The organism is Neglectibacter sp. X4, from assembly GCF_009917365.1.
In the GTDB taxonomy this organism is placed as follows: Bacteria; Bacillota; Clostridia; order Oscillospirales; family Acutalibacteraceae; genus Acutalibacter.
Map to the genome: position 1 here is coordinate 250,876 of NZ_QWLE01000001.1, position 26,036 is coordinate 276,911.

General features: G+C 54.6%; 29 protein-coding genes and 1 pseudogene. 29 read left to right on the plus strand and 1 reads right to left on the minus strand.

Translation table 11 applies throughout. The features are described from left to right. The first annotated feature begins 17 nt into the window (after positions 1-17). The 29 genes and pseudogenes from D1841_RS01200 to D1841_RS01335 all read left to right on the plus strand — a co-directional run bounded on the left by D1841_RS01200 (position 18) and on the right by D1841_RS01335 (position 24,740). A complete protein-coding gene (locus tag D1841_RS01200) occupies positions 18-341 on the plus strand; it encodes a hypothetical protein (RefSeq protein WP_160641313.1) in 324 nt (107 codons plus the stop codon). A 408-nt stretch (positions 342-749) separates the two neighbouring features. Continuing rightward, entirely contained in the window at positions 750-1,097 is a 348-nt protein-coding gene (locus tag D1841_RS01205; protein WP_160641314.1) for a DRTGG domain-containing protein, read from the plus strand. Further along, positions 1,097-1,525, plus strand: coding sequence for an ATP-binding protein (locus tag D1841_RS01210; RefSeq protein WP_160641315.1), 429 nt, complete (start codon positions 1,097-1,099; stop codon positions 1,523-1,525). The genes D1841_RS01205 and D1841_RS01210 overlap by 1 nt, the downstream gene beginning before the upstream one ends. Before the next feature lie 92 nt (positions 1,526-1,617). After that, positions 1,618-2,967 carry a [Fe-Fe] hydrogenase large subunit C-terminal domain-containing protein gene (locus tag D1841_RS01215; protein WP_237076123.1) on the plus strand — a complete coding sequence of 450 codons (1,350 nt, stop codon included), beginning with the start codon at positions 1,618-1,620 and terminating at the stop codon, positions 2,965-2,967. A gap of 430 nt (positions 2,968-3,397) precedes the next feature. Next, a complete protein-coding gene (locus tag D1841_RS01220; RefSeq protein WP_160641316.1) occupies positions 3,398-3,742 on the plus strand; it encodes a DRTGG domain-containing protein in 345 nt (114 codons plus the stop codon). After that, complete coding sequence (locus D1841_RS01225; protein ID WP_160641317.1) at positions 3,735-4,454, plus strand: PHP domain-containing protein; 720 nt, start codon at positions 3,735-3,737, stop codon at positions 4,452-4,454. Before D1841_RS01220 ends, D1841_RS01225 begins: the two co-directional genes overlap by 8 nt. Before the next feature lie 318 nt (positions 4,455-4,772). Then, positions 4,773-5,270 carry an NAD(P)H-dependent oxidoreductase subunit E gene (gene nuoE / locus D1841_RS01230; protein ID WP_160641318.1) on the plus strand — a complete coding sequence of 166 codons (498 nt, stop codon included), beginning with the start codon at positions 4,773-4,775 and terminating at the stop codon, positions 5,268-5,270. Positions 5,271-5,273: 3 nt separating this feature from the next. After that, positions 5,274-5,852, plus strand: coding sequence for an ATP-binding protein (locus D1841_RS01235; RefSeq protein WP_160641319.1), 579 nt, complete (start codon positions 5,274-5,276; stop codon positions 5,850-5,852). 191 nt (positions 5,853-6,043) lie between these two features. Further along, positions 6,044-6,424: a ferredoxin gene (locus tag D1841_RS01240; protein WP_160641320.1), complete on the plus strand. Its 381-nt coding sequence runs from the start codon at positions 6,044-6,046 to the stop codon at positions 6,422-6,424. 17 nt (positions 6,425-6,441) lie between these two features. Continuing rightward, positions 6,442-8,232: an NADH-quinone oxidoreductase subunit NuoF gene (gene nuoF, locus D1841_RS01245; RefSeq protein ID WP_160641321.1), complete on the plus strand. Its 1,791-nt coding sequence runs from the start codon at positions 6,442-6,444 to the stop codon at positions 8,230-8,232. Between the two features lie 109 nt (positions 8,233-8,341). After that, entirely contained in the window at positions 8,342-10,078 is a 1,737-nt protein-coding gene (locus D1841_RS01250; protein WP_160641322.1) for an NADH-dependent [FeFe] hydrogenase, group A6, read from the plus strand. A gap of 184 nt (positions 10,079-10,262) precedes the next feature. Then, entirely contained in the window at positions 10,263-10,703 is a 441-nt protein-coding gene (locus tag D1841_RS01255) for a LytTR family DNA-binding domain-containing protein (RefSeq protein ID WP_160641323.1), read from the plus strand. Positions 10,704-10,718: 15 nt separating this feature from the next. After that, positions 10,719-11,162, plus strand: coding sequence for a DUF3021 family protein (locus D1841_RS01260; RefSeq protein WP_160641324.1), 444 nt, complete (start codon positions 10,719-10,721; stop codon positions 11,160-11,162). Positions 11,163-11,411: 249 nt separating this feature from the next. After that, positions 11,412-12,182 (plus strand): YdcF family protein, encoded by a 771-nt coding sequence (locus D1841_RS01265; protein WP_160641325.1) that lies wholly within the window; start codon positions 11,412-11,414, stop codon positions 12,180-12,182. Positions 12,183-12,213: 31 nt separating this feature from the next. Further along, complete coding sequence (locus D1841_RS01270) at positions 12,214-13,497, plus strand: dihydroorotase (protein WP_160641326.1); 1,284 nt, start codon at positions 12,214-12,216, stop codon at positions 13,495-13,497. 164 nt (positions 13,498-13,661) lie between these two features. Next, positions 13,662-14,603 carry an orotidine-5'-phosphate decarboxylase gene (pyrF, locus tag D1841_RS01275; RefSeq protein ID WP_160641327.1) on the plus strand — a complete coding sequence of 314 codons (942 nt, stop codon included), beginning with the start codon at positions 13,662-13,664 and terminating at the stop codon, positions 14,601-14,603. A gap of 10 nt (positions 14,604-14,613) precedes the next feature. After that, entirely contained in the window at positions 14,614-15,375 is a 762-nt protein-coding gene (locus D1841_RS01280; protein WP_237076124.1) for a dihydroorotate dehydrogenase electron transfer subunit, read from the plus strand. A 16-nt stretch (positions 15,376-15,391) separates the two neighbouring features. Then, positions 15,392-15,841: an NUDIX hydrolase gene (locus D1841_RS01285; protein ID WP_201751161.1), complete on the plus strand. Its 450-nt coding sequence runs from the start codon at positions 15,392-15,394 to the stop codon at positions 15,839-15,841. Between the two features lie 33 nt (positions 15,842-15,874). Further along, positions 15,875-16,447 (plus strand): annotated as a pseudogene (locus tag D1841_RS18910) (Type 1 glutamine amidotransferase-like domain-containing protein); the annotation flags it as partial. A 33-nt stretch (positions 16,448-16,480) separates the two neighbouring features. Next, positions 16,481-17,383 carry a dihydroorotate dehydrogenase gene (locus tag D1841_RS18915; protein ID WP_237076128.1) on the plus strand — a complete coding sequence of 301 codons (903 nt, stop codon included), beginning with the start codon at positions 16,481-16,483 and terminating at the stop codon, positions 17,381-17,383. After that, positions 17,377-18,042, plus strand: coding sequence for a histidine phosphatase family protein (locus tag D1841_RS01295; protein WP_160641330.1), 666 nt, complete (start codon positions 17,377-17,379; stop codon positions 18,040-18,042). Before D1841_RS18915 ends, D1841_RS01295 begins: the two co-directional genes overlap by 7 nt. Further along, positions 18,039-18,464, plus strand: coding sequence for a Holliday junction resolvase RuvX (gene ruvX / locus D1841_RS01300; RefSeq protein WP_160641331.1), 426 nt, complete (start codon positions 18,039-18,041; stop codon positions 18,462-18,464). Before D1841_RS01295 ends, ruvX begins: the two co-directional genes overlap by 4 nt. A gap of 132 nt (positions 18,465-18,596) precedes the next feature. Next, positions 18,597-19,466 (plus strand): DegV family protein, encoded by an 870-nt coding sequence (locus D1841_RS01305; protein WP_160641332.1) that lies wholly within the window; start codon positions 18,597-18,599, stop codon positions 19,464-19,466. Positions 19,467-19,645: 179 nt separating this feature from the next. Further along, entirely contained in the window at positions 19,646-20,776 is a 1,131-nt protein-coding gene (tgt, locus tag D1841_RS01310; RefSeq protein WP_160641333.1) for a tRNA guanosine(34) transglycosylase Tgt, read from the plus strand. A gap of 87 nt (positions 20,777-20,863) precedes the next feature. Beyond that, entirely contained in the window at positions 20,864-21,193 is a 330-nt protein-coding gene (gene yajC / locus D1841_RS01315) for a preprotein translocase subunit YajC (protein WP_160641334.1), read from the plus strand. Between the two features lie 116 nt (positions 21,194-21,309). After that, positions 21,310-21,687, plus strand: a complete 378-nt coding sequence (locus D1841_RS01320) for a TIGR04086 family membrane protein (RefSeq protein ID WP_160641335.1) — start codon at positions 21,310-21,312, stop codon at positions 21,685-21,687. An 895-nt stretch (positions 21,688-22,582) separates the two neighbouring features. Beyond that, positions 22,583-22,909: a hypothetical protein gene (locus tag D1841_RS01325; RefSeq protein ID WP_160641336.1), complete on the plus strand. Its 327-nt coding sequence runs from the start codon at positions 22,583-22,585 to the stop codon at positions 22,907-22,909. A 15-nt stretch (positions 22,910-22,924) separates the two neighbouring features. Next, positions 22,925-23,821 (plus strand): tyrosine recombinase, encoded by an 897-nt coding sequence (locus tag D1841_RS01330; RefSeq protein ID WP_347563919.1) that lies wholly within the window; start codon positions 22,925-22,927, stop codon positions 23,819-23,821. Between the two features lie 13 nt (positions 23,822-23,834). Further along, complete coding sequence (locus tag D1841_RS01335; RefSeq protein ID WP_160641337.1) at positions 23,835-24,740, plus strand: DUF624 domain-containing protein; 906 nt, start codon at positions 23,835-23,837, stop codon at positions 24,738-24,740. 57 nt (positions 24,741-24,797) lie between these two features. Here the strand turns inward: D1841_RS01335 and D1841_RS01340 are convergent, their stop codons facing one another. Next, the gene (locus D1841_RS01340; RefSeq protein ID WP_160641338.1) at positions 24,798-25,805 is read right to left on the minus strand and encodes a tyrosine recombinase XerC; all 1,008 of its coding nucleotides are present in this window, start codon (positions 25,803-25,805) and stop codon (positions 24,798-24,800) included. Positions 25,806-26,036: the final 231 nt, after the last annotated feature.

Here is a 26,036-nt window from a genome sequence, read left to right on the forward strand (position 1 = left end):
TTATTTCTGAAGGGAATATGGAAAACTCCAAACCTGTGTTTCCAGCCATTCCGTTCAGGCGTAATACTGTACAGCAGTGCTTGGATGCAGACAGCGGACTGGCAAAATGCACAAAATATGTTCCTTTTAAAAATGACAATCCAGAAATAAAGATGACAAATTGTTTACAAAGCTGCTTGCTTTTCCTGTTTTCCATCTGGTTTTTACCAGAAAAACAGACAGTTCAGCTTTTAGACATAAATGCGTTTTGGGCCGTTTTTGTGGAAAATCACAACAAATTTCCAGCTTTTTTCAGCCCCTTGTTCCTCACAGAACAGCCTGTATGGGTTGCCCTATTATAGCGCTTTTGCGTCTAAAATGCAAGATAAAACTTTTGAAATTGCAAAATTGCACTGGGGGAGAAAAAAGGGGGAAATCTGCGGCAGAAAAAAAATCTGGCAAATTATATAAAATGTTTGCACTTTGACCTCTTTATATGATATAATCTAAGCAATGAGGATGCGCAAAATGCCAAGCCTCAGGCTGCCCCATGGCGGAGCAGCCCCTACCCTTAAAATGAGAAGCCTTGCCCCTGGGCGCTGTGCAAACCGTTCCGGCAGCTTTTACGGGATTCTATCGGGATTTTTTAAAATGCGATAATTTTTTCCGTGTTTTCCTTGGATCTTGTAAGGTTTCCTCGAAACTCCTTGCACAGTTCTGGCAGTGTGGCTTCTAACAGCAAATTTTTAATCCGGGAGGAAAACCAGTCTATGAAAGTAAGGGACATTATTGACATCCTGAAGTGCGAGGTTTTGAACGAAGGGAGCCTGGACGAGGAAGTGAAAACAGCCTGCGGCAGCGATATGATGAGCGACGTGCTGGCTTTTGTAAAGGATCAGTCTGTGCTGCTGACAGGCCTGATGAATCCCCAGGTGGTGCGAACGGCGGAAATGATGGACATGCACTGCATTGTGTTTGTGCGGGGCAAGGAAGTGAATCCCGGCGTGGTGGATTTGGCAAAGCAAAAGGACATTACCGTTCTTGCCACTCCTTATCGTATGTTTACGGCCTGCGGGCTGTTATATTCCAATGGTCTGCGGGGAGGGTGTGATATCTGATGAGTATGCTGCATTTACATTATGATGTGCCTGGAGACGACTTCACCCGGGCCGGCGAAGCCTCTGGCGACGTGAAACATAAGCTGAAACGCCTGGGCTACGAGCCTGACGCCATCCGCCGCGTAGCCATTGCGATGTACGAAGGGGAAATCAACATGGTTATCCATGCGGGCGGCGGCGAAGCCACTGTGGATATTGATCCCGACAAGGTAGACATCCTTCTGCAGGACCATGGCCCCGGCATTGCCGATGTATCCAAAGCTATGCAGGCCGGCTGGTCCACAGCCCCGGATAACGTTCGGTCTTTGGGCTTTGGGGCGGGAATGGGCCTGCCCAACATGAAAAAATACACAGATCTGATGGAAATCCAGTCTGTGGTGGGGGAAGGCACCACCGTGCATATGGTGGTAAACCCCGGCAAGAAGTAAGCGGCGCGCGGCCCCCTAAAAGCGGGCCTTTCCCGCAAACCAAGAAATGAAGAAAGGAACGGCGGGGCCTTCTCCTTACCGGAGGCTGTGCCTTGCCGTGTGCATGTAATATGGTTGAGTTTTACCATTCCGTTACCCTGCACGAGGAGCAGTGCGTGGGCTGTACCAACTGCATCAAGCGCTGCCCCACCGAAGCCATACGGGTGCGGGGGGGCAAGGCTGTCATTGCGCCCGAACGGTGCATAGACTGCGGCGAATGCATCCGCATCTGCCCCCACCACGCCAAACGGGCCAGGTACACCCAGCTTTCCCGTATGCAGGAATTCAAATACAATATTGCATTACCAGCGCCTACCCTGTACGGCCAGTTTAACAATCTGGATGACATCGACTATGTGCTTACCGGGCTGAAGGAAATGGGCTTTGATATGGTGTTCGAGGTTTCCCGGGCGGCGGAACTTATCAGCGAGGCCACCCGCAAGCTGATGGACGCCGGGAAGCTCAAGCGGCCTGTTATCAGCTCTGCCTGCCCGGCGGTGGTGCGGCTGATACGGGTGCGTTTCCCTGACTTGGTAGACAACGTGCTGCCCCTGAAATCTCCCATGGAGACGGCGGCGGCTATGGCAAAGCAGCAGGCTCACGAAGAAACAGGGCTGCCCTATGAGGATATTGGCTGCTTCTTCATCACCCCCTGCCCGGCAAAGGTGACGGATATCAAAGCGCCTATCGGCCTGGAAAAATCCATGGTGGACGGCGCCCTTGCCATCAGCGATGTGTTCCCCATGCTCTCCAGCAAAATGGATCACCTGACATCTATCGAGCCTATTGCCAACTCAGGCATTATCGGGGTGGGGTGGGCTACCAGCGGAGGTGAATCGGCGGCGCTTTTGAACGAAAAATATCTGGCGGCGGATGGCATTGAAAATGTGATCCGGGTGCTGGAGGAAATTGAGGACGAGCGCATTGGCGAGTTGGACTTCATTGAGCTGAACGCCTGCGCCGGCGGCTGCGTGGGCGGCGTGCTGTGCGTGGAGAACCCTTATGTGGCCAAGGCCCGGATCCAGCGGCTGCGGAAGTATTTGCCCGTTTCCCAGAACCATTTGCAGGGAGGGCCTATCCCCAGCCTGATGGAGTGGGAAAGCGGGTTGGAGTTCTCCAACGTGATGAGCCTTTCGGAGAACCTCCAGGAAGCCATGATGATGATGGTGCAGATAGACGAAATGGAGCAGGAGTTCCCCGGGCTGGACTGCGGGGCCTGCGGCTCTCCCACCTGCCGGGCCTTTGCGGAGGACGTGGTGAAGGGTGGATCCCGCAAGACAGACTGCGTGTTTGTGTACCGCAAGCAGTTGCAGCAGGTGGCAAGCACCTTGTCGGCCCTGGAGACAGCTCCCTGTGTGCTGCCGCAGCGTGACGGCGAAGATTGCCAGCGGCAATCGCCCTGAGCCGACCGGGCCGGCAGGCAAGAAGCACCTGAGATGCGGGAAAGTTAAGATGTGGGTTATCGCCGCGCGGAGGGTTCGCGCGCTTACGTGGGCAGACGCGGCGTGCCAGAACCGCGTTTTCTATAAGGGGAGTGTCCAACCGCGCTTTTATGCCTCCGGCGGTTCAGGGGCTTTGAGTCTCGCCTTCCAGCTCGGTCGGCTCGGAACGGTTGCCACTGGCAACCCTCGCCCCCTGAAAACCCCACAAACCCTTTTAAAAAAGGGTTTGATCCTAAAATTAATTTTACAAATTTATTGGATTTTGTTTATAAACTCTGTGATTTAGACACTTCCCCCAAAAGGAGTGTTTACCCTTCTTTGCTAAAAAGGGTTGTAGGATTTAGGACAAAGCCCGAAGGTTTTATCACTTAGAGAGGAAGATGATGCCGTTATGAAGATAAAAGAGATGGCCGAAGCTTGCGGCTGGAAGCTGCTGGCAGGGGAGGAGGGCACAGACGCCCAGGTGGACGGGTGCTACATTGGCGACCTTTTAAGCTGGGTGATGGCCCGCGCCCTTTCGGGCAACGTGTGGCTGACAGTGATGGGGAATGTGAACGCTATTGCGGTTGCTGCCCTGACAGACGTGGCGGGCATCGTGCTGGCGGAGGACGCAGCCTTAGATGAGGCCGCTAAGAACCGGGCGGAACTCCAGGGGATACCGGTGTACACCTGTCCAGAAAACCTCTATGAAACCGCTTTGAAGGTGGCAGGGCAATTGGGGCAGGGAAATGGCTGAGTACCGCTATGACTTCCACATACATTCCTGCCTGTCCCCCTGCGGCGACAACGACATGACTCCCGGCAATATTGTGGGGATGGCGGCGCTGATGGGGCTGGATATCATCGCTATTACCGACCATAACACCAGCAAAAATGCCGCTTCCGTTATGGCGGCAGGGCAGGAGGCGGGGGTACTGGTAATCCCTGGCATGGAGTTGTGTACCGCGGAAGAAGCCCACATTGTCTGCCTTTTTGAGACGCTGGAAGGTGCTATGGGTTTTGACAGCTACATATATAAGAACATGCCCCATATTGCAAACAAGGCAGAGATTTTTGGGGAGCAGCGGATGCTTTCCCGGTCGGAGGAGCTGCTTGGGCTGGAGGAAAACCTGCTGCTGGTTTCCTCCTTTGTGGGGGTGGACGATGTGTGCGCCCTGGCAAAGGAATATGGCGGCATAGCTTTGCCAGCCCATGTGAACCGGGATTCTTACAGCGTCATCGCCGCCCTGGGAAGCCTTCCGCCGGAAGCGGGCTTTGCCGCTTTCGAGGCCACCAGGGACTGCGACATGGAGGCGCTGTTCAGAACAAACCCGGAGCTTGAGGGGCTAAAGGCGGTGCGGGACTCGGACTCCCACTATTTGGAGACGCTGGCGGAGTCGGAAGCCAATACCATCAGCCTGCCGGAAAAGTCGGCGCGGGCGGTGCTGCAGGCGCTGGGAAAGGGCTGAAAAGGGCATTCGAGAAATTTATACCGATATTTTGGTAACAATTTACGGTTTGTACAGGAAAATCCTGTAGCAAATTGTCGTTCTTTTCATTATAGTTCTTTTGAAGAATTATAATAGCCCTGGATTTTGATATATTTAGTAGGATGTTCAGGGACAGCCACAACAGGCTGTCCGTTAGAGGCTTTTCAGCATCTGGGCGCGGGGGGCTGGCAGGCGGTTTTGCCTTCCGGGGCGGAAAATGCGCTGCCTGAACCTGCGCGGGAAGAGGCTGAACAGGCTCTTAAGTTGCAACCATCAATATTTTGGGAGGAAAAACCTATGCAAAAGCGAATCAGCAATTTGCCGTTCCACGACACTCCCGAGCAGGCACAGAAGCTCGACGAAGTGATCGGGGGCCTGAAGGGGCAGGAGGGGGCTGTAATGCCCGCGCTCCATCAGGCGCAGGAAATTTACGGCTATCTGCCCTTAGAGGTGCAGCAGAAAATCGCCAAGGGCCTGAACGTACCCCTGGAGGAGGTCTATGGCGTATCCACTTTCTATTCCCAGTTCTCCTTGACGCCCAAGGGCCGCAACCATATCTCTGTGTGCCTGGGCACCGCCTGCTATGTAAAGGGCGCTGACAAGGTGCTGGACCGCATTCAGCAGAAGCTGGGCATCAACCCTGAAGAATGTACCGAGGACGGCGCTTTCTCCCTGACCGCCTGCCGGTGCATCGGCGCCTGCGGCCTGGCCCCTGTTATGACGGTGAATGAGGACGTATACGGCCGTCTGGAGCCGGAAGAGGTTGACAGTATTCTGGCAAAATACATGGAGTAATCCATGCGGGAGCTGTCGTTAAATGTCATGGACATAGCCCAGAACTCCATTTCCGCCGGGGCGTCCCTTATTACCATTGCGGTGGAGGAAGATCTGACCCAGGATCTTCTGCGCATATCCGTAAAAGATAACGGGCGGGGCATGACGCCTGAGCAGGTGCAGAACGTTACGGATCCCTTCTACACCACCCGCACCACCCGGAATGTGGGGCTGGGGGTTCCTCTGTTCAAAATGGAAGCGGAGATGACAGGGGGGCACTTTACCATTGACTCTACAGTGGGGGTGGGTACAGAGCTGGCAGCGGTATTCCATCCCTCCAGCGTGGATATGATCCCTTTAGGAGATATCAACGGCACCATACTCCTGCTGGTTACAGGGAACCCGGACAGGGATTTCCTCTTTACCAGAAGCTATAAGGACCACAGTGCCCAGCGGGATTTTGCCCTGAACACAGCAGAGTTGCGGGAGGTGCTGGGAGGGGATGTTTCCCTGAACGCACCGGAAGTGGTGCTGTGGATAAAGGATTATCTGGAGGAGCAGACCCACTATGTCCTGACCGGCCAGGAGCCTGCGGAGGAATAGCGCATTGTATGCGGGGTTCCTTTGGCAAAAGCCGGAAAATCATCGGAACAAAGACGCTGCCACGCGGCTAACAAGGATTTACACGCCGCAGGTGTGGCAAAAGGTTTTTACAGCCTTTCAGGGACTTTTCATAAAGTTCCTGAAAGCTGCTGGAAGCGGCCGAACAACGCAAGAAAGGAATGGTACCATATATGAAATCTTTAGCGGAACTGCAGGCAATTAAAGAGCGCGCCCGCGCTTCTGTCAACATCCGTGAGAATGCCGACGCCGAAACCAAGGTGCTGGTGGGCATGGCTACCTGCGGCATTGCTGCTGGGGCCAGGCCTGTGCTTAACGCCTTTGTGGAAGAGGTGGCAAAGCGCAACCTCCAGGGCATTATGGTCACACAGACAGGCTGCATTGGCATCTGCCAGTATGAGCCGGTGGTGGAGGTTGTCACTCCCGGACAGGAGAAGGTCACCTATGTGAAAATGACCGCCGAGAAGGCCCTGCGGGTGGTAAACGACCATCTGGTAAACGGCAATGTGGTGAGCGAGTACACCATTGGGGCCAACGCCATCGGCGCGAAATAAATTAGGAGGAAGAATCTATGTATCGTTCGAACGTGCTGGTCTGCGGAGGAACGGGCTGTACCTCCTCCAACAGCGAGCAGATCATCGAAAAGCTGAATGAAGAAATCAAGGCTGTGGGCCTTGAGAAGGAAGTGAACGTTATCCGTACCGGCTGCTTTGGCCTGTGCGCTTTAGGCCCCATTATGGTGGTGTATCCTGAAGGCGCTTTCTACAGCCGCGTTACAGTGGATGACGTGAAGGAGATTGTGGACGAGCACCTCTTAAAGGGCCGTATCGTCAAGCGCCTGCTGTACCAGGAGACAGTGGTGGACGACAACACTACCAAGTCTTTGAACGAAACCAAGTTCTACGCAAAGCAGATGCGCATTGCCCTTAGAAACTGCGGCGTTATCAACCCTGAACTGATTGACGAGTACATCGCCCAGGACGGCTATGCCGCTCTTGGCAAGGTGCTTACGGAGATGACGCCTCAGGAAGTTATCGACCTGATGCTGGCTTCCGGCCTGCGGGGCCGCGGCGGCGCGGGCTTCCCCACGGGGTTGAAGTGGAAATTTGCCGCTGCCAACAAAGCTGACCAGAAGTATGCCTGCTGCAACGCCGACGAAGGCGACCCCGGCGCCTTCATGGATCGCTCTGTTTTGGAAGGCGACCCCCACAGCGTGCTGGAGGCTATGGCCATTGCCGGCTACGCCATCGGCGCAAGCCAGGGCTATATCTACATCCGCGCTGAGTATCCTATTGCGGTAAAGCGTTTGCAGATTGCCATTGATCAGGCCCGGGAATACGGCCTGCTGGGCAAGAATATTTTTGATTCCGGCTTTGACTTTGACATTGATATCCGTCTGGGCGCAGGCGCTTTCGTATGCGGCGAAGAAACTGCCCTCATGACCTCCATTGAAGGCAAGCGCGGCGAACCCCGCGTGCGGCCTCCGTTCCCGGCTCTCAAGGGCCTGTTCGGGAAGCCCACAGTGCTTAACAATGTGGAAACCTATGCCAACATCCCGCAGATTATCTTAAAGGGCGCTGATTGGTTTAAGTCTATCGGCACCGAAAAGTCTCCCGGCACCAAGGTGTTTGCTCTGGGCGGCAAGATTACCAACACCGGCCTTGTGGAAGTGCCCATGGGCACCACCCTGCGGGAGGTTGTGGAGGATATTGGCGGCGGCGTGCCTGGCGGCCACACCTTCAAGGCTGCCCAGACCGGCGGCCCTTCTGGCGGCTGCATCCCGGCAAAGCTGATTGACACTCCCATTGACTATGACAACCTGCTGGCTATCGGCTCTATGATGGGGTCCGGCGGCCTGATTGTTATGGACGAGACTACCTGTATGGTGGATATCGCCAAGTTCTTCCTGGAGTTTACGGTGGACGAATCCTGCGGCAAGTGTACGCCCTGCCGGGTGGGCACCAAGCGCCTGCTGGAAATCCTCAACAAGATTACCTCCGGCAACGGCACTTTGGAGGACATCGACAAGATGGAGGAGCTGTGCTACTACATCAAGGAGAACTCCCTGTGCGGCCTGGGCCAGACGGCTCCGAACCCGGTACTCTCCACCTTGAAGTATTACAGGGACGAGTATGAGGCCCATGTGGTGGAGCATCGCTGCCCTGCTGGCGCCTGTAAAGCCCTCACCAATTACACTATTGAGGCCGACAAGTGTAAAGGTTGCACCCTTTGCGCCCGTAACTGCCCTGTGGGGGCTATTTCCGGCGCTGTCAAGCAGGCCCATGTGATTGATACCAACAAGTGCATCAAGTGCGGCGTTTGCATGGAGAAATGCAAGTTCGGCGCGGTTGTGAAGAAATAAGGCAGCGTGGCACGATGTTGTAAAGCACTCCTGCTTTACACGCTGGGGTTTTAGCGTGCCCTGGCAACAGCTTACCACGCAGACGTAAGAAAGGATTGATTAGTAATCTATGGATATGGTCAATATCAAGATTAACGGCGTGTCCTATGAGGTTCCCAAGGATTCTACCGTCCTGGAAGCCGCCCGCACTGCCGGTATTGATATCCCCACCCTTTGCTTTTTGAAGGATATCAACCAGATAGGCGCCTGCCGTATGTGCATGGTAGAGGTAAAGGGCGCCCGCTCCCTGGTGGCCGCCTGCGTATACCCCGTAAATGACGGCATGGAGGTGTTCACCAACTCTCCCAAAGTACAGCAGTCCCGCCGCATGACGCTGGAGCTGCTGCTCTCCGTCCATGAGCGGAAGTGCCTGACCTGCGACCGCAGCGGCAACTGCGAGCTGCAGAAGCTGTGCAATGACATGGGCATTGAGGAAGAGGAGCGCTTTGCAGGGGCGCTGCCCAACAATGTTACCGATGTTTCCACCCCGTATCTGGAGCGCAACAACGCCAAGTGCGTCTTGTGCCGCCGCTGCGTGGCTGCCTGCCAGAACCAGCATGTTTCTGTTATTGGCGCAAACAACCGCGGCTTTGACACCCAGATTGGCTGTGCATTTGAGGCCCCTCTGGCAGACGTTTCCTGCGTGGCCTGCGGACAGTGCATTGTAAGCTGCCCCACAGGCGCCCTGCGTGAGAAGGACAACACACAGGACGTTATCGACGCTATCAACGATCCTGAGAAGATCGTGATTGTGCAGACTGCTCCTGCTGTGCGCGCTGCTTTGGGCGAGGAATTTGGCATGCCCATCGGCACCAATGTAGAGGGCAAGATGGCGGCCGCCCTGCGCCGCCTGGGCTTTGACAAGGTGTTTGATACCGATTTCGGCGCAGACATGACCATCATGGAGGAGGCCCACGAGTTTATTGATCGTGTGAAGAACGGCGGCACCCTGCCCATGATCACCTCCTGCTCTCCCGGATGGGTGAAGTTCTGCGAGCACTACTACCCGGATTTGCTGGACAATCTCTCTAGCTGCAAATCTCCCCAGAACATGACCGGCGCGCTGATTAAGACTTGGTATGCCCAGAAGGAAGGCATTGATCCCTCTAAGATTGTTTCTGTCTCCGTTATGCCCTGCACAGCGAAGAAGTTTGAAATCAAGCGGGAGGATGAAGCTGCTGCCGGCCTGCCTGATGTGGACATCAGCCTGACCACCCGGGAGCTTGCCAAGATGATTAAGAAGGCCCAGCTCAACTTCAACCGCCTGCCTGACGAGAAGTTTGACGACGCCATGGGCGTATCCACCGGTGCGGCTGTCATCTTCGGCGCTACTGGCGGCGTGATGGAAGCGGCCCTGCGCACTGCAGCCGATGTGCTGGAGGGCAAGTCTGTGGAGTCTATCGACTATGAAGAAGTCCGCGGCACCGAGGGCATTAAGGAAGCCGTATACAAGGTAGCGGGCATGGATGTAAAGGTGGCTGTAGCCAGCGGCCTTTCCAATGCCAACAAGATTCTGGAGAAAATCCGCGCAGGCGAGGCAGACTACCACTTTGTGGAGATTATGTGCTGCCCCGGCGGCTGTGTAAACGGCGGCGGCCAGCCCATTGTATCCGCTACAGAGCGGAGCTTCACCGATGTGAAGGCCCAGCGTGCCAAGGCCCTGTACGACCAGGACAAGGCCATGCCTCTGCGCAAGTCCCATGAAAGCCCTGTAGTGAAGAAGTGCTATGAGGAGTTCCTGGGCGAGCCTGGCAGCCACAAGGCCCACGAGATTCTGCACACCACTTACGTGAAGCGCGGCTATTAATCTTGTATCCCTGGCAAGGGGTATAGCGTGATAGTTCCATAAAACAGAGAGCATCGAAGCGTTTGTTTCGGTGCTCTTTTTTTGCGCCTTGAGGCCTGGAAAACTCAGGTGACGCAAAGGCTCTTGCAATCTTAAAGCCTGGTGGGGTATACTGTGGGCGGGCCAAAGGAAAGGAGGCAGAACGATGCAGATTAAGCTGGAGGAAGATTCAGCCTTAGAGGAGATGGAGGTGCTTATCCGCTGCCCCCGGGCGGACGGCGAAGCCCAAAGGCTGCTGGCCTTGCTGCGGGCTATGGACGGGCGGAAGCTGACCGGGGAACAGGGCGGACAGACCTACCTGCTGGACATGGAGGAGGTGCTTTACATCGACACGGTGGACAGGAAAACCTTTTTGTACACAGCAGAAGGCGTGTTTGAAACGCCTTTGCGGCTGTATGAGCTGGAAGGTCGGCTCATTGGCCGGGGGTTTTTCCGGGCTTCCAAATCTGTAATTGTCAACTTCAACGCCATCCAGTCCCTGCGGCCCGACCTGGGAGGCCGGCTGCGGCTGACCATGCGGGGCGGGGAGGCTGTGTATGTGTCCAGACAGTATGCGGCAGGGCTGAAAAAAAGGTTGGAACTGTAATGGGAGGAGTGCATTATGAAAAAATTTTTGCAGTTTGTAGGAGAGATGAAAACCTGGGGCTGTCTGAGCTTTACAGGATCGCTGTGCATTTACACCCTGATTGACACCTTTTGGGGAGACGGGCAGATTGCCTGCGCCACTGTGTATCAGCTATTGGCCCTGTGCGGCATTATCACTCTGCTGCAGTATGTGTTTTTCTCAGGCCGCGTGCTGAAAAAGCCCAGCTATTACCTGCGCATGGCGGTTTTCTGCCTGCTGGTTTTCGGCACATGCGCAGGGTTTGCCAGAGTATTCCGCTGGTTCCCTATGGAAAACCTGGCTGCCTGGGGGATGTTTGTAGTGATTTTCTTTGTTATCTTCCTGGTGTTCTGCTTGGGGTTTGAGATGTATTTCCGCATTTTAGGGAAAAAGTATGACATGGCATTGGGCCGCGCCAAGCAGGAAAGGGAAAAGCCTTGACAGGCTTTTCTTAAGCTTTGCTGGAAAGGTGTTTTGCCGGGTATTCCCTCTGTCAGGCGGGAGTGCCCGGTTTTTGTTTTATGGCTGGGGCGCATTCAGGCGAAATCTCCAGGAAAATCTTTTTTGCTTACGAAAAGAGTTTACCCCGGGGATAAAATGTTGTATAATGAAAAATACCCCGGAGATGGTGCAAACGCGAAGCTGCGGGGCAGAATACTGGGAAAGGACTGGGGATGAGAAAAGAACACTATGAAGAAAGCAAAACTGATTGGTAAAGCTGCCGGGTGCATATTGTGCGCAGCCGGATGTGTGTGGTTTTTATTGCCTGTTCTGCGTGGCGGATTCCAGCTTGGCGCGGCCTTTGGGCTGGGCGTGTGCGCTTTTGGCCTGGCTCTGCTGCTGTGTTATCGGAGGCTTGCAGAGGCTGGCGGATGGAAAAAAATCTGTGTCCGGATATTTTCCGTCCTCTATGCTCTGGGAATAGGCTGGGCGACAGCCCTTACTGTGCTGATGTTTTCCGTACAGTTTCGCACCCCGCCGCCTGGGACGGATATTATTGTGCTGGGGGCCAGGATTTACAGCGCGGAACGCATGGGTGTGAGCCTGCAGAACCGGGTCGATGCGGCGGCTGCTTATTTGCTGGAATATCCGGAGGCCCGGTGCATTGTCACTGGGGGACAGGGCGGGGACGAGCCTTGCCCGGAAGCCCTTACCCAGAAAAACGGCTTGATGCGCCGGGGGGTGGAGGCGGAACGCATTTATATGGAGGACAAGTCCCACAATACCAGGGAGAACATGGTGTATGCCATGGAGGTTGCGGAGAAAGAGGGGATAAGCACAGAGGTGGCTGTGGTGACCCAGAGCTTTCACATGTTCCGGGCGCTGCAACTGGCGGAAAGCGCCGGATTCACCGCTTACAGCCTGGTGGCGGAGACAGATCCTATCCTGTTCCCGGAATATTACGGGCGGGAGCTTTTATCCCTGACCAAGTGGACGGTACAGCACGCCATTTTAGACTGACCAGTTTGTATTTTGAGAGAGGTGGCAGAGCATGACGGTTTTATTGAAGCGCGCCCATATTATCGACCCCAGCCAGTCTTTAGACATGGCGGGGGATCTTCTGCTGCGGGACGGGAAAATTGCCAAGGTGGGGGAAGACTTATTCCAGCACATAGGGGAAGCGGAGGAGGTTCTGGATTGCGCGGGGCTGGTGGCGGCGCCGGGGCTAGTGGATATGCATGTCCATCTGCGGGATCCGGGGCTAACCTATAAGGAGGATTTGTTTTCCGCCTGCAGGGCCGCCGCCGCCGGAGGCGTTACCAGCCTTTTGGCCATGCCAAACACCCGGCCTGTTATGGACAGCCCGGAACTGGTGCGGGACTTGCTGGAGCGCGCCCGGACGGCAGAGGCTGCTGTCTATACAGCAGCCTGCGTTACCCAGGGGATGCAGGGAGAGAGGCTTACAGACTTTGAGGCTTTAAAAGAAGCCGGGGCCATTGCTTTAAGCGATGACGGGGCGCCTGTGGGCAGTTCCCGGCTGCTGCTGGAGGCTTTGGAGAAAGCCCCCGGGCTGGGGCTTGCCATCTGTGCCCACTGCGAGGACTTGGACTTGGCTAAGGGTGGGCTGATGCACAAAGGGGCGGTTTCTGAGGAGCTGGGTGTTCCCGGCATCCCTGCTGCCGCCGAGGACTGCGGCACTGCCCGGGAGCTGGCGGCAGCGGCTTCTATAGGCGCGCCTATTCATATCTGTCATGTGAGCACAAAAGGTTCTGTAGAACTGATACGGGACTATAAGCGCCGGGGGCTGCCTGTTACGGCGGAGACGTGCCCCCATTACCTTTTGCTGACGGACGAGGCCCTCCGCGGCCGGGACGCGGATTACCGCATGAACCCGCCCCTGCGCGGCGAAGCGGACAGGCTGGCGCTGCTTGAGGGGCTGAAGGATGGCACCATCGACGCGATTGCAACGGATCACGCCCCACACAGCCCCAAGGAGAAGGCAGATTTTTATGCTGCGCCTAACGGCTCTATTGGCATGGAAACCTCCCTTTGCGCCGCCTTTACGGCCCTGGAAGGGGTGCTCTCCCTGCCGGAAATTTTGGAAAAGATGAGCGCTGCTCCAGCCCGCATACTGGGCATTCCGGCAGGCACGCTTAAAGAGGGGGCATGGGCGGACATCCTTCTGTTTGACCCGGCGGGGCACTGGAAGGTTCTTGAAAACAGGCTGCATGGCAAAAGCAGGAACACCCCCTTTAAAGGCATGACGTTAAAGGGGCGTGTAGCTGCCACCTTTTTCCGGGGGAGAAAAGTGTTTGACAACCGGGCTGGATTGTGATATGATACCCGGGACAAGGTTTTCCAGGCCCAGCCCGAAAGGACGCGGCCCAAGGGGCAGTGGGTGCGGGAAAGCCGGAGAATAGTTTTACCATGCCGGGCCGCGACATTTTGTGTTGCGGCTTTCTTTCTGCGGAAATCTAAAAAAATAAGGGAGTGCTGACAATGTCCATGGACAGGCTGCTGGAAAAAATGGTTGAGAAACAAAATCCCACAGTGGCGGGCCTAGACCCCAAGCTTAGCTACATACCAGAGTATATCCGGGAGGAAAGCTACGGAAAGTTTGGCAAGACGCTGGAAGGCGCGGCAGACGCCTTGCTGGCCTTCAACAAGGGGCTGATTGACGGGCTGTGTGATATTGTCCCCGCTGTGAAGCCCCAGGCGGCTTACTATGAGATGTACGGCTGGCAGGGGATGCGGACGCTGGCTGAAACCATTGCTTACGCCAAAAGCAAGGGCATGTTTGTGATTACGGACGGCAAGCGCAATGATATCGGTGCCACCATGCAGGCCTATGCCTGCGCCCATTTGGGAGAGACAGAGGTGGAGGGCGAGACAATTGAGGCCTTTGGGGCAGATGCCCTGACGGTGAACGGCTATCTGGGAACGGACGGCATTGATCCCCTGCTGGCTGTGTGCGGGGAAAAGGACAAGGGCATTTTTGTGCTGGTGAAAACCTCCAACCCTTCTTCCGGGGAATTCCAGGATCAGATGCTCCATGCCATGTATGAGCCGCTGTACCGGGCTATGGGCAACATGTGCCAGCATTGGGGGCAGAAGCTTCCGGGGAAATATGGCTACAGCGGCGTGGGGGCTGTAGTGGGGGCCACCTACCCTAAGCAGCTTAAAGAACTGCGCAAAGCCTTGCCAGACACCATTTTCCTGGTGCCCGGCTATGGCGCACAGGGGGGCGCTGCCGCCGACGTGGCCCAGGGCTTTGACAAGAACGGCCTGGGGGCTATTGTCAATTCCTCCCGGGGCATTATGTGCGCCTGGCAAAAGGAAAACTGCGACCCCAAAGACTTTGCCGGTGCTGCCCGCAGGGAAGCTTTGCGGATGCGGGATGAGATTATGGGCTGTGTGGGGCAGATGAAGCTGCCTCTGTAAAGGAGGGCATATGAAAAAGTTTGATTCTGTGATGTGCAGGCTGGAGGAAGCCTGGAAGCTTACGGAAGATGTATTCGATTACGTCTTTTCCTGCCCGGGACTTGCGGAGAAAGCCTGCCCGGGGCAGTTTGCCCAAATCCGCCTGCCGGGGCATACACTGCGCCGCCCTATCTCCATCTGCGGCATAGACAGGGAAAGGGGCCTTCTGCGCTTTGTTTTCCAGATTCGGGGCCAGGGAACGGCGGAGCTGGCGGAATGTGAGCCAGGAGATGAACTGGAAATTTTGGCTCCCCTGGGGAAAGGGTTTCCCCTTGACAGCAGCAAGCGCACCCTGCTGATAGGCGGGGGCATTGGCGTGCCGCCCCTTTTGGGCTGCGCGGCCGGGTTAGGGGAGAAGGCGATTGCCTGCCTGGGATTTCGCAATAAAGCTGCGGTTATTCTGGAGGAGGATTTCCGGGCGGCTGGGGCAAAGGTTTCTGTGGCCACAGACGATGGCAGCTATGGGCATCATGGCCTTGTGACAGAGCTTGCAGAGCAGGAGGACTTTGACGCGGTGTTTGCCTGCGGACCTGCCCCCATGCTCCGGGCGGCAAAGGCCCTGGCAGAGAGCCGGGGCGTGCCCTGCTATCTCTCCTTGGAAGAGCGGATGGCCTGTGGCATTGGGGCCTGCCTGGGCTGCGCCACGCCTTTGCTCCGGGAGGACGGAAGCCAGTATTTCGGGCATGTGTGCAAGGACGGCCCGGTGTTTAGCAGTTGCATGGTGCAACTGTGAGTCGGAGGGCGGCGCTGTGAGCTACAACTTTCAGGTGCGCGTGACTGGGGTGCTGCTGGAGGAGGGCAGCCTGCTTCTGGTGAAGCAGAGGCTTAGCGATAACCGGGGCTGGTCCCTGCCCGGAGGGCGGCTGGAGCAGGGGGAAACCCTGGGGCAGGGAGTATGCCGGGAGATAGAGGAAGAAACCGGTTTACAGGTTCAGGTGCAAAAGCTTTTGTATGTATGCGACGCGGAACAGTCCCAGCACACCCTGCTGCATGTTACCTTCCTGCTGGAGCGGACAGGGGGCGCGCTCCGGCTGCCGGACAATTCCAAGGACGAAAACCCCATATCCGACGTGCGCTTTGTGCCTGTGGAGGATCTTGAAGCCTATGGCTTTTCCGAAAGGTTTGCAAAGCTTGCCCGGGAAGGGTTCCCCGGCAGGGGCTATGCGGGGGACAAGCAGGCTATCGGGCTGGGGCTTTGAGCAGAATATAACTTTAAGTAAGGGGGAACGCATATGGTTTTGCTGTGTTCAAACGGCCTGACAAGCTATGAATTGCTGCAGGAGGCACAAAAGCATATAAAAGGCGCTAAAAAGGCGGCTTTGGTGGTGACGGCTGACCCGGAATATAAGGAAAAAAACTACCATGTGGAGCGCTGCTGTAAAGAACTGGCTTATTTGGGGCTGGAAACCGATCTGTTTGATTTCGATGCCCAGCCAGCGGAAAAGCTTCTGGAGTATGGCGTGGTGGAGCTGATGGGCGGCAATCCGTATTACCTGCTGCGTTCCATCCGGGAACATAACGGAGCGGACGTGCTGCGCCAGATTGCTGAAAAAGGGCTGCTGATAGGCTGGAGCGCCGGGGCGCTGGTGCTGGAAAGAACCATTGCCCTGACAGAGCGCTACCTGCCCCAGCTTAACTTTATGGGACTGGAGGATCTCACAGGCCTGGGGCTGACGGATGTGCAGATTTTGCCCCACTACAGCAAGCAGCAGCGGCAGGATGGGAATACGGAGGAGAAGTGCCGCCAGTATGAAAAGGAGAACCAGTGTACGGTGCTTCGCCTGGATGATGGCGAAGGGGTTGTGCTGGAAAAGGAACCGCGAAAGATTGCGCTTAAAATGAAGGTGCATGTGGCAGGGGTGGAGTTTACCAATCCCCTTATTGCCGCGTCAGGTACATTTGGCTTTGGCAGGGAGTATGGCGAGCTGTACCCTTTGTCCCTGCTGGGGGGCATTTCCTGCAAGGGCATCACCATCAAGGAGCGCCCTGGCAACCCGCCGCCCCGGGTGACGGAGACGCCGGGAGGAATGCTGAACGCTGTAGGGCTGCAAAATCCTGGAGTGGATCACTTCATAAAGGAGGATCTTCCCTGGCTTAGAAGGCAGGGCACCCGCATTATCGCCAACGTGGCGGGGAATACTCCAGAGGACTACTGCGAGACTGTGGAGAAGCTGAACGACACCTGTGTGGACATGGTGGAACTGAACATTTCCTGCCCCAATGTGAAGCAGGGCGGGGTGCAGTTTGGCACCACAGCGGAAGGGGTGTTTGGCATTACCCAGGAGGTGAGAAAGCACTGCAAAAAGCCTTTGATGGTGAAGCTTTCCCCCAATGTGACAGATATTTCCGAAATGGCCCTGGCTGCGGAAAGGGCAGGGGCTGACGCTGTGTCTTTGATTAACACTCTGACGGGTATGCGCATTGACATCCGCACCCGCCGGCCCATTATCCGCAACAACACAGGAGGGCTTTCCGGCCCGGCTTTGCTGCCTGTTGCCCTGCGTATGGTGTGGCAGACAGCCCAGAAGGTGAAAATCCCCATTGTGGGCCTGGGAGGCATTTCCACCTGGCAGAACGCGGTGGAGATGCTTTTGGCCGGGGCCACAGCTTTGCAGATTGGTACAGTGCTATTTACAGACCCTTATGCGCCCCAGAAGATTCTGGAGGGCCTTGGGGGATTCATGGAGGAGCAGGGCATTAAGAGCCTTTCCGAACTGACGGGAGGTGTGCGCCCATGGTGACGCGGCTTTACATTGTGCGGCACTGCCAGTCTACGGGGAATGTGGAGGGGCGGTTCCAGGGGCGGTTTGACGCGCCTGGAAGCCCTCAGGGGGAGCAGCAGTTAGAATTGCTGGCGCTGCGCTTTCGGAATATTCATTTAGACGCGGTGTACTCCAGCCCCTTAACCAGGGCCATGAAAACCGCTGAGGCCTGCTGCCGTTTCCACCCTCTGCCTATTCAGGTGGAAGAAGGGCTTTCGGAGATTGATGTGGGGGAGATGGAGAACTTGTTCCTATGGGAAATTGCCGAAAAGTTTCCTGCCGCAGCCAAGGCCTGGGATGAAGCGCCGGATCGATGCCAGTTTCCCGGAGGGGAATCTATGGAGCAGGTGTACGGGCGGGTGAACGCTGCTATTGACCGCATTATACAGGAGAACCGGGGGAAAACTGTACTGGCTGCTACCCATGGCGGGGTGATCCGGAACCTGTATGCCCGGGTGGCATCTGGGTTTCTTGCGGGCATACGGGAAAGCGCGGTGTTCGGCAACACAGGGGTGAGCATACTGGAGGAGGAAAACGGCGTGCTTTCCTGGAAAAAACTGAATGATATGTCCCATCTTACAGAGGAACTGCGCCGCCCGCCGGTGGAATTCCGTTTTGGAGGCAGTGGGCCAGTATGATTATTGTAGCGGTTGATTTGGGCCAGGCCCGGACGGGCTTGGCGGTGTGCGACCGGGGAGAGGTGCTGGCTTCTCCCCTTGCTGTGATACAGGAGCGGGACAGGGCGCGTCTGGTGGAGCGGATTGCTGCCGCGGCCCGGGAAAGAGGGGCAGAGCGGCTGGTGGTGGGCCTGCCCCGGAACATGGACGGAAGCGAAGGGGAGAGCGCTCAAAAAGCCCGGGAAACGGGGGCCATGCTGGCAGAAGCTTCCGGGCTGCCTGTGGACTTTTGCGATGAGCGGGGCACCACCATAACGGCCCACAATTACCTGAACGCCACCAATACCCGGGGGAAAAAGCGCAAGGCTGTTGTGGACGCGGTGGCTGCCACAGTGATTTTGGAGGATTATTTGCAGTCCAGACGGAACAGCCATCCTAAATAAGGTTTACAGGCAGGGAAATTTGTAGTATAATATGCCAAACAGGAAATACCTGCCTGCATTTTTTCTGTAAAGAAGGGCATACTGGCAGAAGGCTTTCGGGCAGAAATTCCTATACAGGAGGGGGCTGCTTTCATGGCAGGCTATCGGATTATTACTGATTCTACCACAGACATTACCCCGGAGATGATAGAAGATCTGGGGGTGACTGTGATTCCCATGTGTTTTATGCTGGAAAACCAGACCCACCGGAATATCCCTGGCGGAGGGATGCCTATACCGGACTTTTATAACAAGTTGCGGGCAGGCCAGATGTCTACCACCGCGCAGATAAACGCAGAGGAATTTATAGAGGTGTTTTCCCCTGTGCTGGCTGAGGGGGAGGATATGCTGTACATCGCCTTTTCTTCCGGCCTTAGCGGCACCTGCCAAAGCGCTCTCATTGCCAAGCAGCAGTTGGAAGAGCAGTTTCCCGGGCGCAGGGTGGAAGTGTTCGACTCTCTTGCCGCCTCCATGGGGGAGGGGCTGCTGGTGTATCTGGCGGCCCAGCAGCAAAAGGCCGGGCTTACGCTGGATCAACTGCTGGCGTGGCTGAAGGAAAATGTGCTGCACCTTTGCCACTGGTTTACGGTGGATGATCTGAACCACCTGAAGAGGGGCGGGCGGGTGTCTGCCGCCACGGCTCTGGTGGGCACTATGCTGGGGATTAAGCCTGTGCTTCATGTGGACGATGAAGGCCATCTGATCCCGGTTTCCAAGGTGCGGGGCAGAAAGCAGTCTTTAGACGAACTGGTGCGCAAGATGGCAGAAACTGCCCTGGATCCTGCCGGACAGACTGTGTTTATCAGCCATGGGGACTGCCTGGCAGACGCCCAGTATGTGGAAAAGAGGGTTCGGGAGACGCTGGGCGTGAAAAAATTCTATATAAACTTTATTGGCCCTGTGATTGGCGCCCATTCCGGCCCGGGCACAGTAGCCCTGTTCTTCTTGGGACAGCATAGGTAGCTGCGCCCAGCAAACTTGCAAGCAAGCAGCGGCGTGGGGGTGCCCTTGCGCCGCTGTTTTTCTGGGTGGAGTGTGTTAATTAGGTAAAATAAAGATTTTGTATAATTTACGCGGCTTTATCAGGAAATGAATTTACAGGAAAGGGCGAAAGGCTGAGCTTTCGCGCAACGGGGGAACATATGTATAAGCTTCTAAAAACCGAGGGCGCTGCCCGCCGGGGTGAATTTGAAACTGTCCATGGCACAGTGCAGACGCCTGCCTTTATGAATGTCGCCACTGCCGGGGCCATTAAAGGGGCTGTGTCTGCCTATGATTTGCGGGAACTGAAATGCCAGGTTCAGCTTTGCAACACCTATCATCTGCACCTGCGGCCAGGAGATGGGACAGTGAAAAAACTGGGAGGAGTTCGGAAGTTTACGGGCTGGGACGGCCCGGTGCTTACGGACAGCGGCGGCTTCCAGGTGTTTTCCCTGGCAAAGCTGCGCCGTATCCGGGAGGAGGGCGTAACCTTTGCCTCCCACGTTGACGGCAGGCGCATCTTTATGGGGCCGGAGGAGAGCATCCGCATCCAGTCCAATTTAGGCTCTACTATAGCCATGGCTTTTGACGAGTGTGTGGAAAACCCAGCGGAATATGCGTATGCGAAAAATTCCTGCGCCCGTACCGCCCGGTGGCTGGAGCGCTGCAAAGCGGAAATGAACCGCTTAAACGTCTTAGAGGATACGTTGAATCCAAACCAACTGTTGTTCGGCATTAACCAGGGCTGTACTTTTGCGGATTTGCGCATAGAGCATATGAAGCGTATTGCCGCTCTGGACTGCGACGGGTATGCCATTGGCGGGCTGGCGGTGGGAGAGCCTGCGGAGGAAATGTATCATATTATTGAATCCATAGAGCCGTTTATGCCAAAAGACAAAATCCGCTATCTGATGGGCGTGGGCACGCCTGCCAATATATTGGAAGCAGTGCGCCGGGGCGTTGATCTGTTTGACTGCGTAATGCCCAGCCGGAACGCCCGCCATGGCCACGCCTTTACCATGGAGGGCTGCCGGAACCTGCTGAATGCCAAATATGAGCTGGACGAAGCGCCGCTGGAGGAGGGATGCTCCTGCCCGGCCTGCCAGAAATTCAGCAGGGCTTATATCCACCACCTTTTTAAGGCAGGGGAGATGCTGGCAATGCGGCTGACAGTGATGCACAACCTTTTCTTTTATAACAATCTGCTGGAAAAGATACGAAAATCTCTGGATGAAGGAGCGTTTGAAGGCTTTTACAAGGAGAATGTGGAGAAATTGAGCCGCAGAATATAAACAAATCAAGAAAAATCCAGTTTTTGCTTGCATGTTGACAGCTTTCTTGTTATAATCATAAAGATAAACTCGGAGGTGTAAAAACAAATGAATCAATTAATTCCCCTGACCACCCAGCAAGGCGGCGGCATGAACATGATCGTTGTTCTATTGATATATGCCGTATTTATTGTGGGCATGTATTTTATCTTCTTCAGGCCCCAGAACAAGAGGAAGAAAAAGGAAGCGGAAATGCGCAACAACGCCCAGGTGGGGGATGAGATTACCACCATTGGCGGCATATGCGGACGCATTGTGGCGATAAAGGACGAGACAGAGTCTATCGTCATTGAAACCGGCAGCGACAAAGCAAAGATGCGCATTAAGCGCTGGGCTATCGGCAGCGTGGACACTGTGCATGAGGAAGAGAAGGAATAAAAAGCTGTACCGATAGGATTGGTGCAGCTTCTAAGAACCAAAAACAGAATGAATATGGCATAAAGAGGCCTCACAGCTCATAGTATTGTACAAACTTGAGCTGTGAGGTCTTTTTTATGAAATTTATCCGATCCATACTCCTTTCCGCCGGGGCAATAGGGGGGAGCTGTCTTGTGCTGCTGGCGATTATCGCGTTCATTATTGCAAGGGCTGGCGTGCTGCCCCAAGGTTCCCTGCCGCTGATAACCACTGCCGCAGCTTGTGCCGCTGCTTTTTTAGGCGGGCTGGCTGCGGCGCTGGCGGCGAAGGAGAAAGGGCTGTACCTGGGGCTGGCGTCCGGGGCCTTATTGGCTGTGTGTATCAGCGTGGCTTCTTATTTTATGGCTGGAGAGGTTTTTGCTATCAGCGGTGCAGGGAAGATAGCGGCGCTTTTAGCCAGCGGAGCCATTGGGGGGGTTCTGGGGGCCAACCGCAAAGCGAAAGTGAAATTTTAAACGCAAAACAAGCATATTTTCAACCTTTATACACACGGCCTAGCTGTGTGTATTTTTATGCATACCATATTTCTGCGTTTTTACATAATCACAAGGTGCATATATTCATAAGTTTACATAATCTAAAATACATAAAATCTTGAGGTACTGCGAAAAAAGAAAAAATATTCATTGAAACCCCTTGCAAAATTCGTGCGGATGGGGTATAGTATAGGACAAGGGGAATTCCCAGCCTGGATTGTTTGCTAGTACAGCGGGGGTTTCCACACGGTTTTTATGGCATTGTGGAAAAACAGACAAGGTTTTTTCTGGGTTTTTCCGGAAAAAACCCAATATATACCTCTTTTATTTCATTATCAGCCCTCTATCTTGTTGCGGACAGTTTTCCTGCTCACATACAAACAGACAGCACCCTGCCATGCATAAAGTTTGGTCCTGTCCACTGTATATTACGCATGGATGCAACTTGAGTTACAAATAATCTTTTTATACATCGCGGTTTTTATTCAGAAAGAGAGACATAGGCGCGACCCCTTTTTCATAGATATGTGGCATAAGCTCCATACATTCCCTGTGAAAAAGTAAAGGACGGTGCTTCATGAAAGCAAAAGAAACCCGCGCGCTCTTCCAAGACATCCCCTTTCTCCGGCGTTTTTCCCGAAAAGCTGTTTTTTGCCCTTTGCTGGCTTTGCTGCTATGTGGCGCAGTGGCTGGAGCGGCAGCCGGAGGCACTTTTGATTTTTTTCATAGCGGGCAGGTGCTGCCCCTGTTCTTTTCGGGAATCCCCGACCCTCAGGGGGGCTTTTTTCCCTGTTTCTCCACCTTATTGTTGAATATGCTTATCGGCCTTATCCTGTTGTTCCTTTTAGGAATGACCGCTTTTGGAGTGGCGGCTGTGCCAGCCTTCATCTTTCTGAAAGGCGTTACTGTGGGCCTGGGAGTCCTTTCCTTTTTTACTGTGGACGGGCTTTCCGGGCTGGGCCGGGCGGCATGTACTTATACGCCTGTTACAGCCCTTGCATCTCTGCTGCTCCTGCTTTTCGCCACCCGCACCATGGTTTTTTCCAAGCGCCTGGCAAAGGCCGGGTTCAGCCCTCAGGAAGAAAGTCTGAATTTCCGCCGTTATCTTATGGACTTTTTCCTGTTCCTGTCTTTTGCGGTTATGGCTGCTCTTGTGGGAGGCTTGCTGGCTGTGCTGTACGGCAGTATATTTCCATCATAAAGAAGGTGTTGAAACGTGTACGATTTCCATTCTATGTTCGCGCAGTATCTTATGGAGCAGAAGGCCAATTCTGCTAACACGCGGGAATCTTATTTGCGGGATGTCCAGTATTTTTTGGAGTTTCTTGGCAGGCTGGATATTACGCCTCTAGAAGCAGACGAACGGGATATCCAAGCCTTTGTGCAGCATTTGGCTGATTTAAAGCGCTCTACCACTACTATTTCTCGGAATTTGGCCTCTGTCCGCTGTTTTTATAAGTTCCTTATTATGCAGGGGCTTGTGGATCATAACCCGGCCAAGGCGGTAAAGCTGGAAAAGGCAGAGAAAAAGCTGCCCCAGGTTTTGCTGGGGGAGGAGATTGAACTGCTGCTTGACCAGCCGGATATCACAGAGCCGAAGGGCTGCCGGGACAAAGCTATGCTGGAGCTGCTGTATGCGACAGGCATCCGGGCCTCGGAGCTTATCAATCTGAACATACAGGACATCAACCTGCGTTCCGGGGTGCTGTACTGCCGGGGCAGCAAAGGCGTGCGTTCCATCCCTATTTACCCTTCTGCTGTGGTGGCGGTGTCTGACTACATATACCGGATGCGGGGCTTGATTGCCGGGCCGGACAGCGGCGAGGCGCTTTTTGTGAACCTGAACGGCGGCAGGCTGACCCGCCAGGGCTTCTGGAAGATTGTAAAAGGCTATGCGGTGGAGGCAGGCATTACAAAAGAAATTACGCCTCACACCATCCGTCACTCCTTTGCCCTTCATCTATTGGAAAACGGCGCTTCTGTCAAGGACATTCAGACAATGATGGGCCATGCGGATATTTCCTCTACCCAAGTGTATGTACAGCTTTTGGACAGCCATGTGAACCAGGTGTATCACGACTGCCATCCCAAAGCCCAACGGAAGCTAGGGTAAAGGAGGGAGCGGCTTGCCTTTCTTTGGTTTGTTCAGGCCTTATGGCAGGTCTGGATCTGGGGGGCGCAGAGAGGAAAAGCCCAAAGCAGCGCCAGCGCGGTTTTTTCAGCTTTGGGGGCGGAAATTTTCCCAACTGGTGCGGCTGAACCTGCTTTTCCTGGTTCCGGTTCTGCTGGTGCTGGCGTTAATGGCGGCGCTGGAGTTTTTCTTGCCGCACTATCTGATGCGTTTGCCAGAGGCGGGAAACGGTATACAGTGGTGCAGATGGGAGCAGTTTTCCCACCCGGCTCCTTATGAAATGAAAGGCTTCTGGCTGGATATGTGGAGGCTGTGGGCAGTTCCGGTGCCGCTGGTGCTGCTTTCTCCATTTTGGGCAGGGCTGTCCCTTGTTACTAGGAATTATGTAAGGGAAGAACACGCTTTTATCTGGTATGATTTCTGGGACGCTGTGAGGGCCAACTGGAAAAGCTTCCTGCTAGGGGGCGCTGTGTGTTATCTTCAGTTTGCAGTGCTGTCCACTTCCATTGCCTGTTATGGCTGGGCGGCCCAAAGCCAGCCCTTGTATTATGCCCTTTTATGGCCCTGTGTGATGCTGGGGCTGCTGTGCCTGTTTGCCCAATATTATCTGCCAGTTATGCTGGTTACGTTCCATTTGAAATGGAGACAAGCCTACAAAAATGCTTTGATTTTTTCAGTTGTAGGCCTTGGGCGGAATCTGCTGCTTACGCTCCTTTTAAGCGTACTGGTGCTTTTTTGCAGCCTGCCTTTGCTGGTGCTGAATCTTTTGGTGTTTTCTATCTTCTTCGGGCTGTTCGGCTGCGGTTTTTCCATGTTCCTGGTGAATTTTATGGTTTATCCTGTTGTTGAGCGCCATATGATGCAGAAATCCTGTGAGGAATCTATGATGGACAAAAAATAAAAGCAAGTCTTGAAAGGCGGTTCGTCTCTCAAGGCTTGCTTATTTTTTGCTGTTTTTCTATTCCTCGTCTTTCCGTTCTTTCTTCTCGCTTTTGGGAGATACATAGGCCAGAGGGTTGGCATTTATGGCGCTTTCCATCTGATTGCTGGAGGTGTGCGTATAGATTTCTGTGGTGCCCAGATTGGCATGGCCCAGAATGTCCTGGAGCACCCGGATATCCACGTCGCCGTAGCGGTACATTAAGGTGGCGGCTGTGTGGCGCAGCTTGTGTACGGAGTAACCAGGGCCGCTGAGGCCGATTTTATCCAGGTATTTCTTTACCATAGCCTGCACAGTTTTAGGGCTGATGCGGGTTTTCCGGTTGCTGAGAAAGAGGGCGCTGCGATCAATTACGCCGTCCTTGGGACGTACCGCCAGGTAGCTGTTGATAGCGTCCAGGCAGGCTTGGTTTAGGTATACAATGCGCTCCTTGTTGCCCTTGCCCAGGATGCGAAGAGTGGAATTGTTATAGAGCACATCTGAAATGTTGATGGAAACCAGCTCAGCAAGGCGCATTCCGCAGTTGAGAAACAAGGTCAGGATACAGCGGTCACGCTCCGCGTCCGGGCCTTCTACTGCCTGCAGCAGTTCGATGCTTTGTTCGAGAGAAAGGAAATGGGGGAGCGATTTCTTTTTTTTAGGTGGGGTCAGGTTTTCTGTGGGGTTTTCTGCCAAAAGCTTTTCGTGGACGGTGAGGTATTTGAAAAAGGATTTCAGCGAGGAGGATTTCCGCTGGCGGGTGGAACTCATATTATTGCGCTCGTCTGCCACAAAATTCATAAACTCGAACAGGTCATAGGTTTTGATGTTCCGAACAAATTCCAAGCCCACGTCTTTTACGGAAACTTCTTCCAGTGGCACGCCGGGCTGTACCAAGGCCCAATTGACCTTTAAGAAACGGAACAGCGTGCGCAGATCCATGCAGTATTCATCTACAGTTTTGGCGGACAAACCTTTGATGTTGCGCAGATACATGGCGTATTCCTGAACGAGATCGGACATTTCCAGTTTGATTGAAAAACTCATGGCAAGGATTCCTTTCTGGGATTTTAGCCGGGTTTTATGGAATTTCAGAGGCACAAATATGTTTCTGCCTCCCCTGAATTATACAAAATATCAATTTTGTATAATTGCTCTTTTTGGAAAAAGCCCCTTCTTATGGTGCTGGCTCCTTCGTCCCTCCTGCGTGTTCCGCTGGGTCAGCGGCGCGCCTTCAGTCGGCCCGGGCTTCCGGGCCTCCTTGCGGTCGCTGGCCCG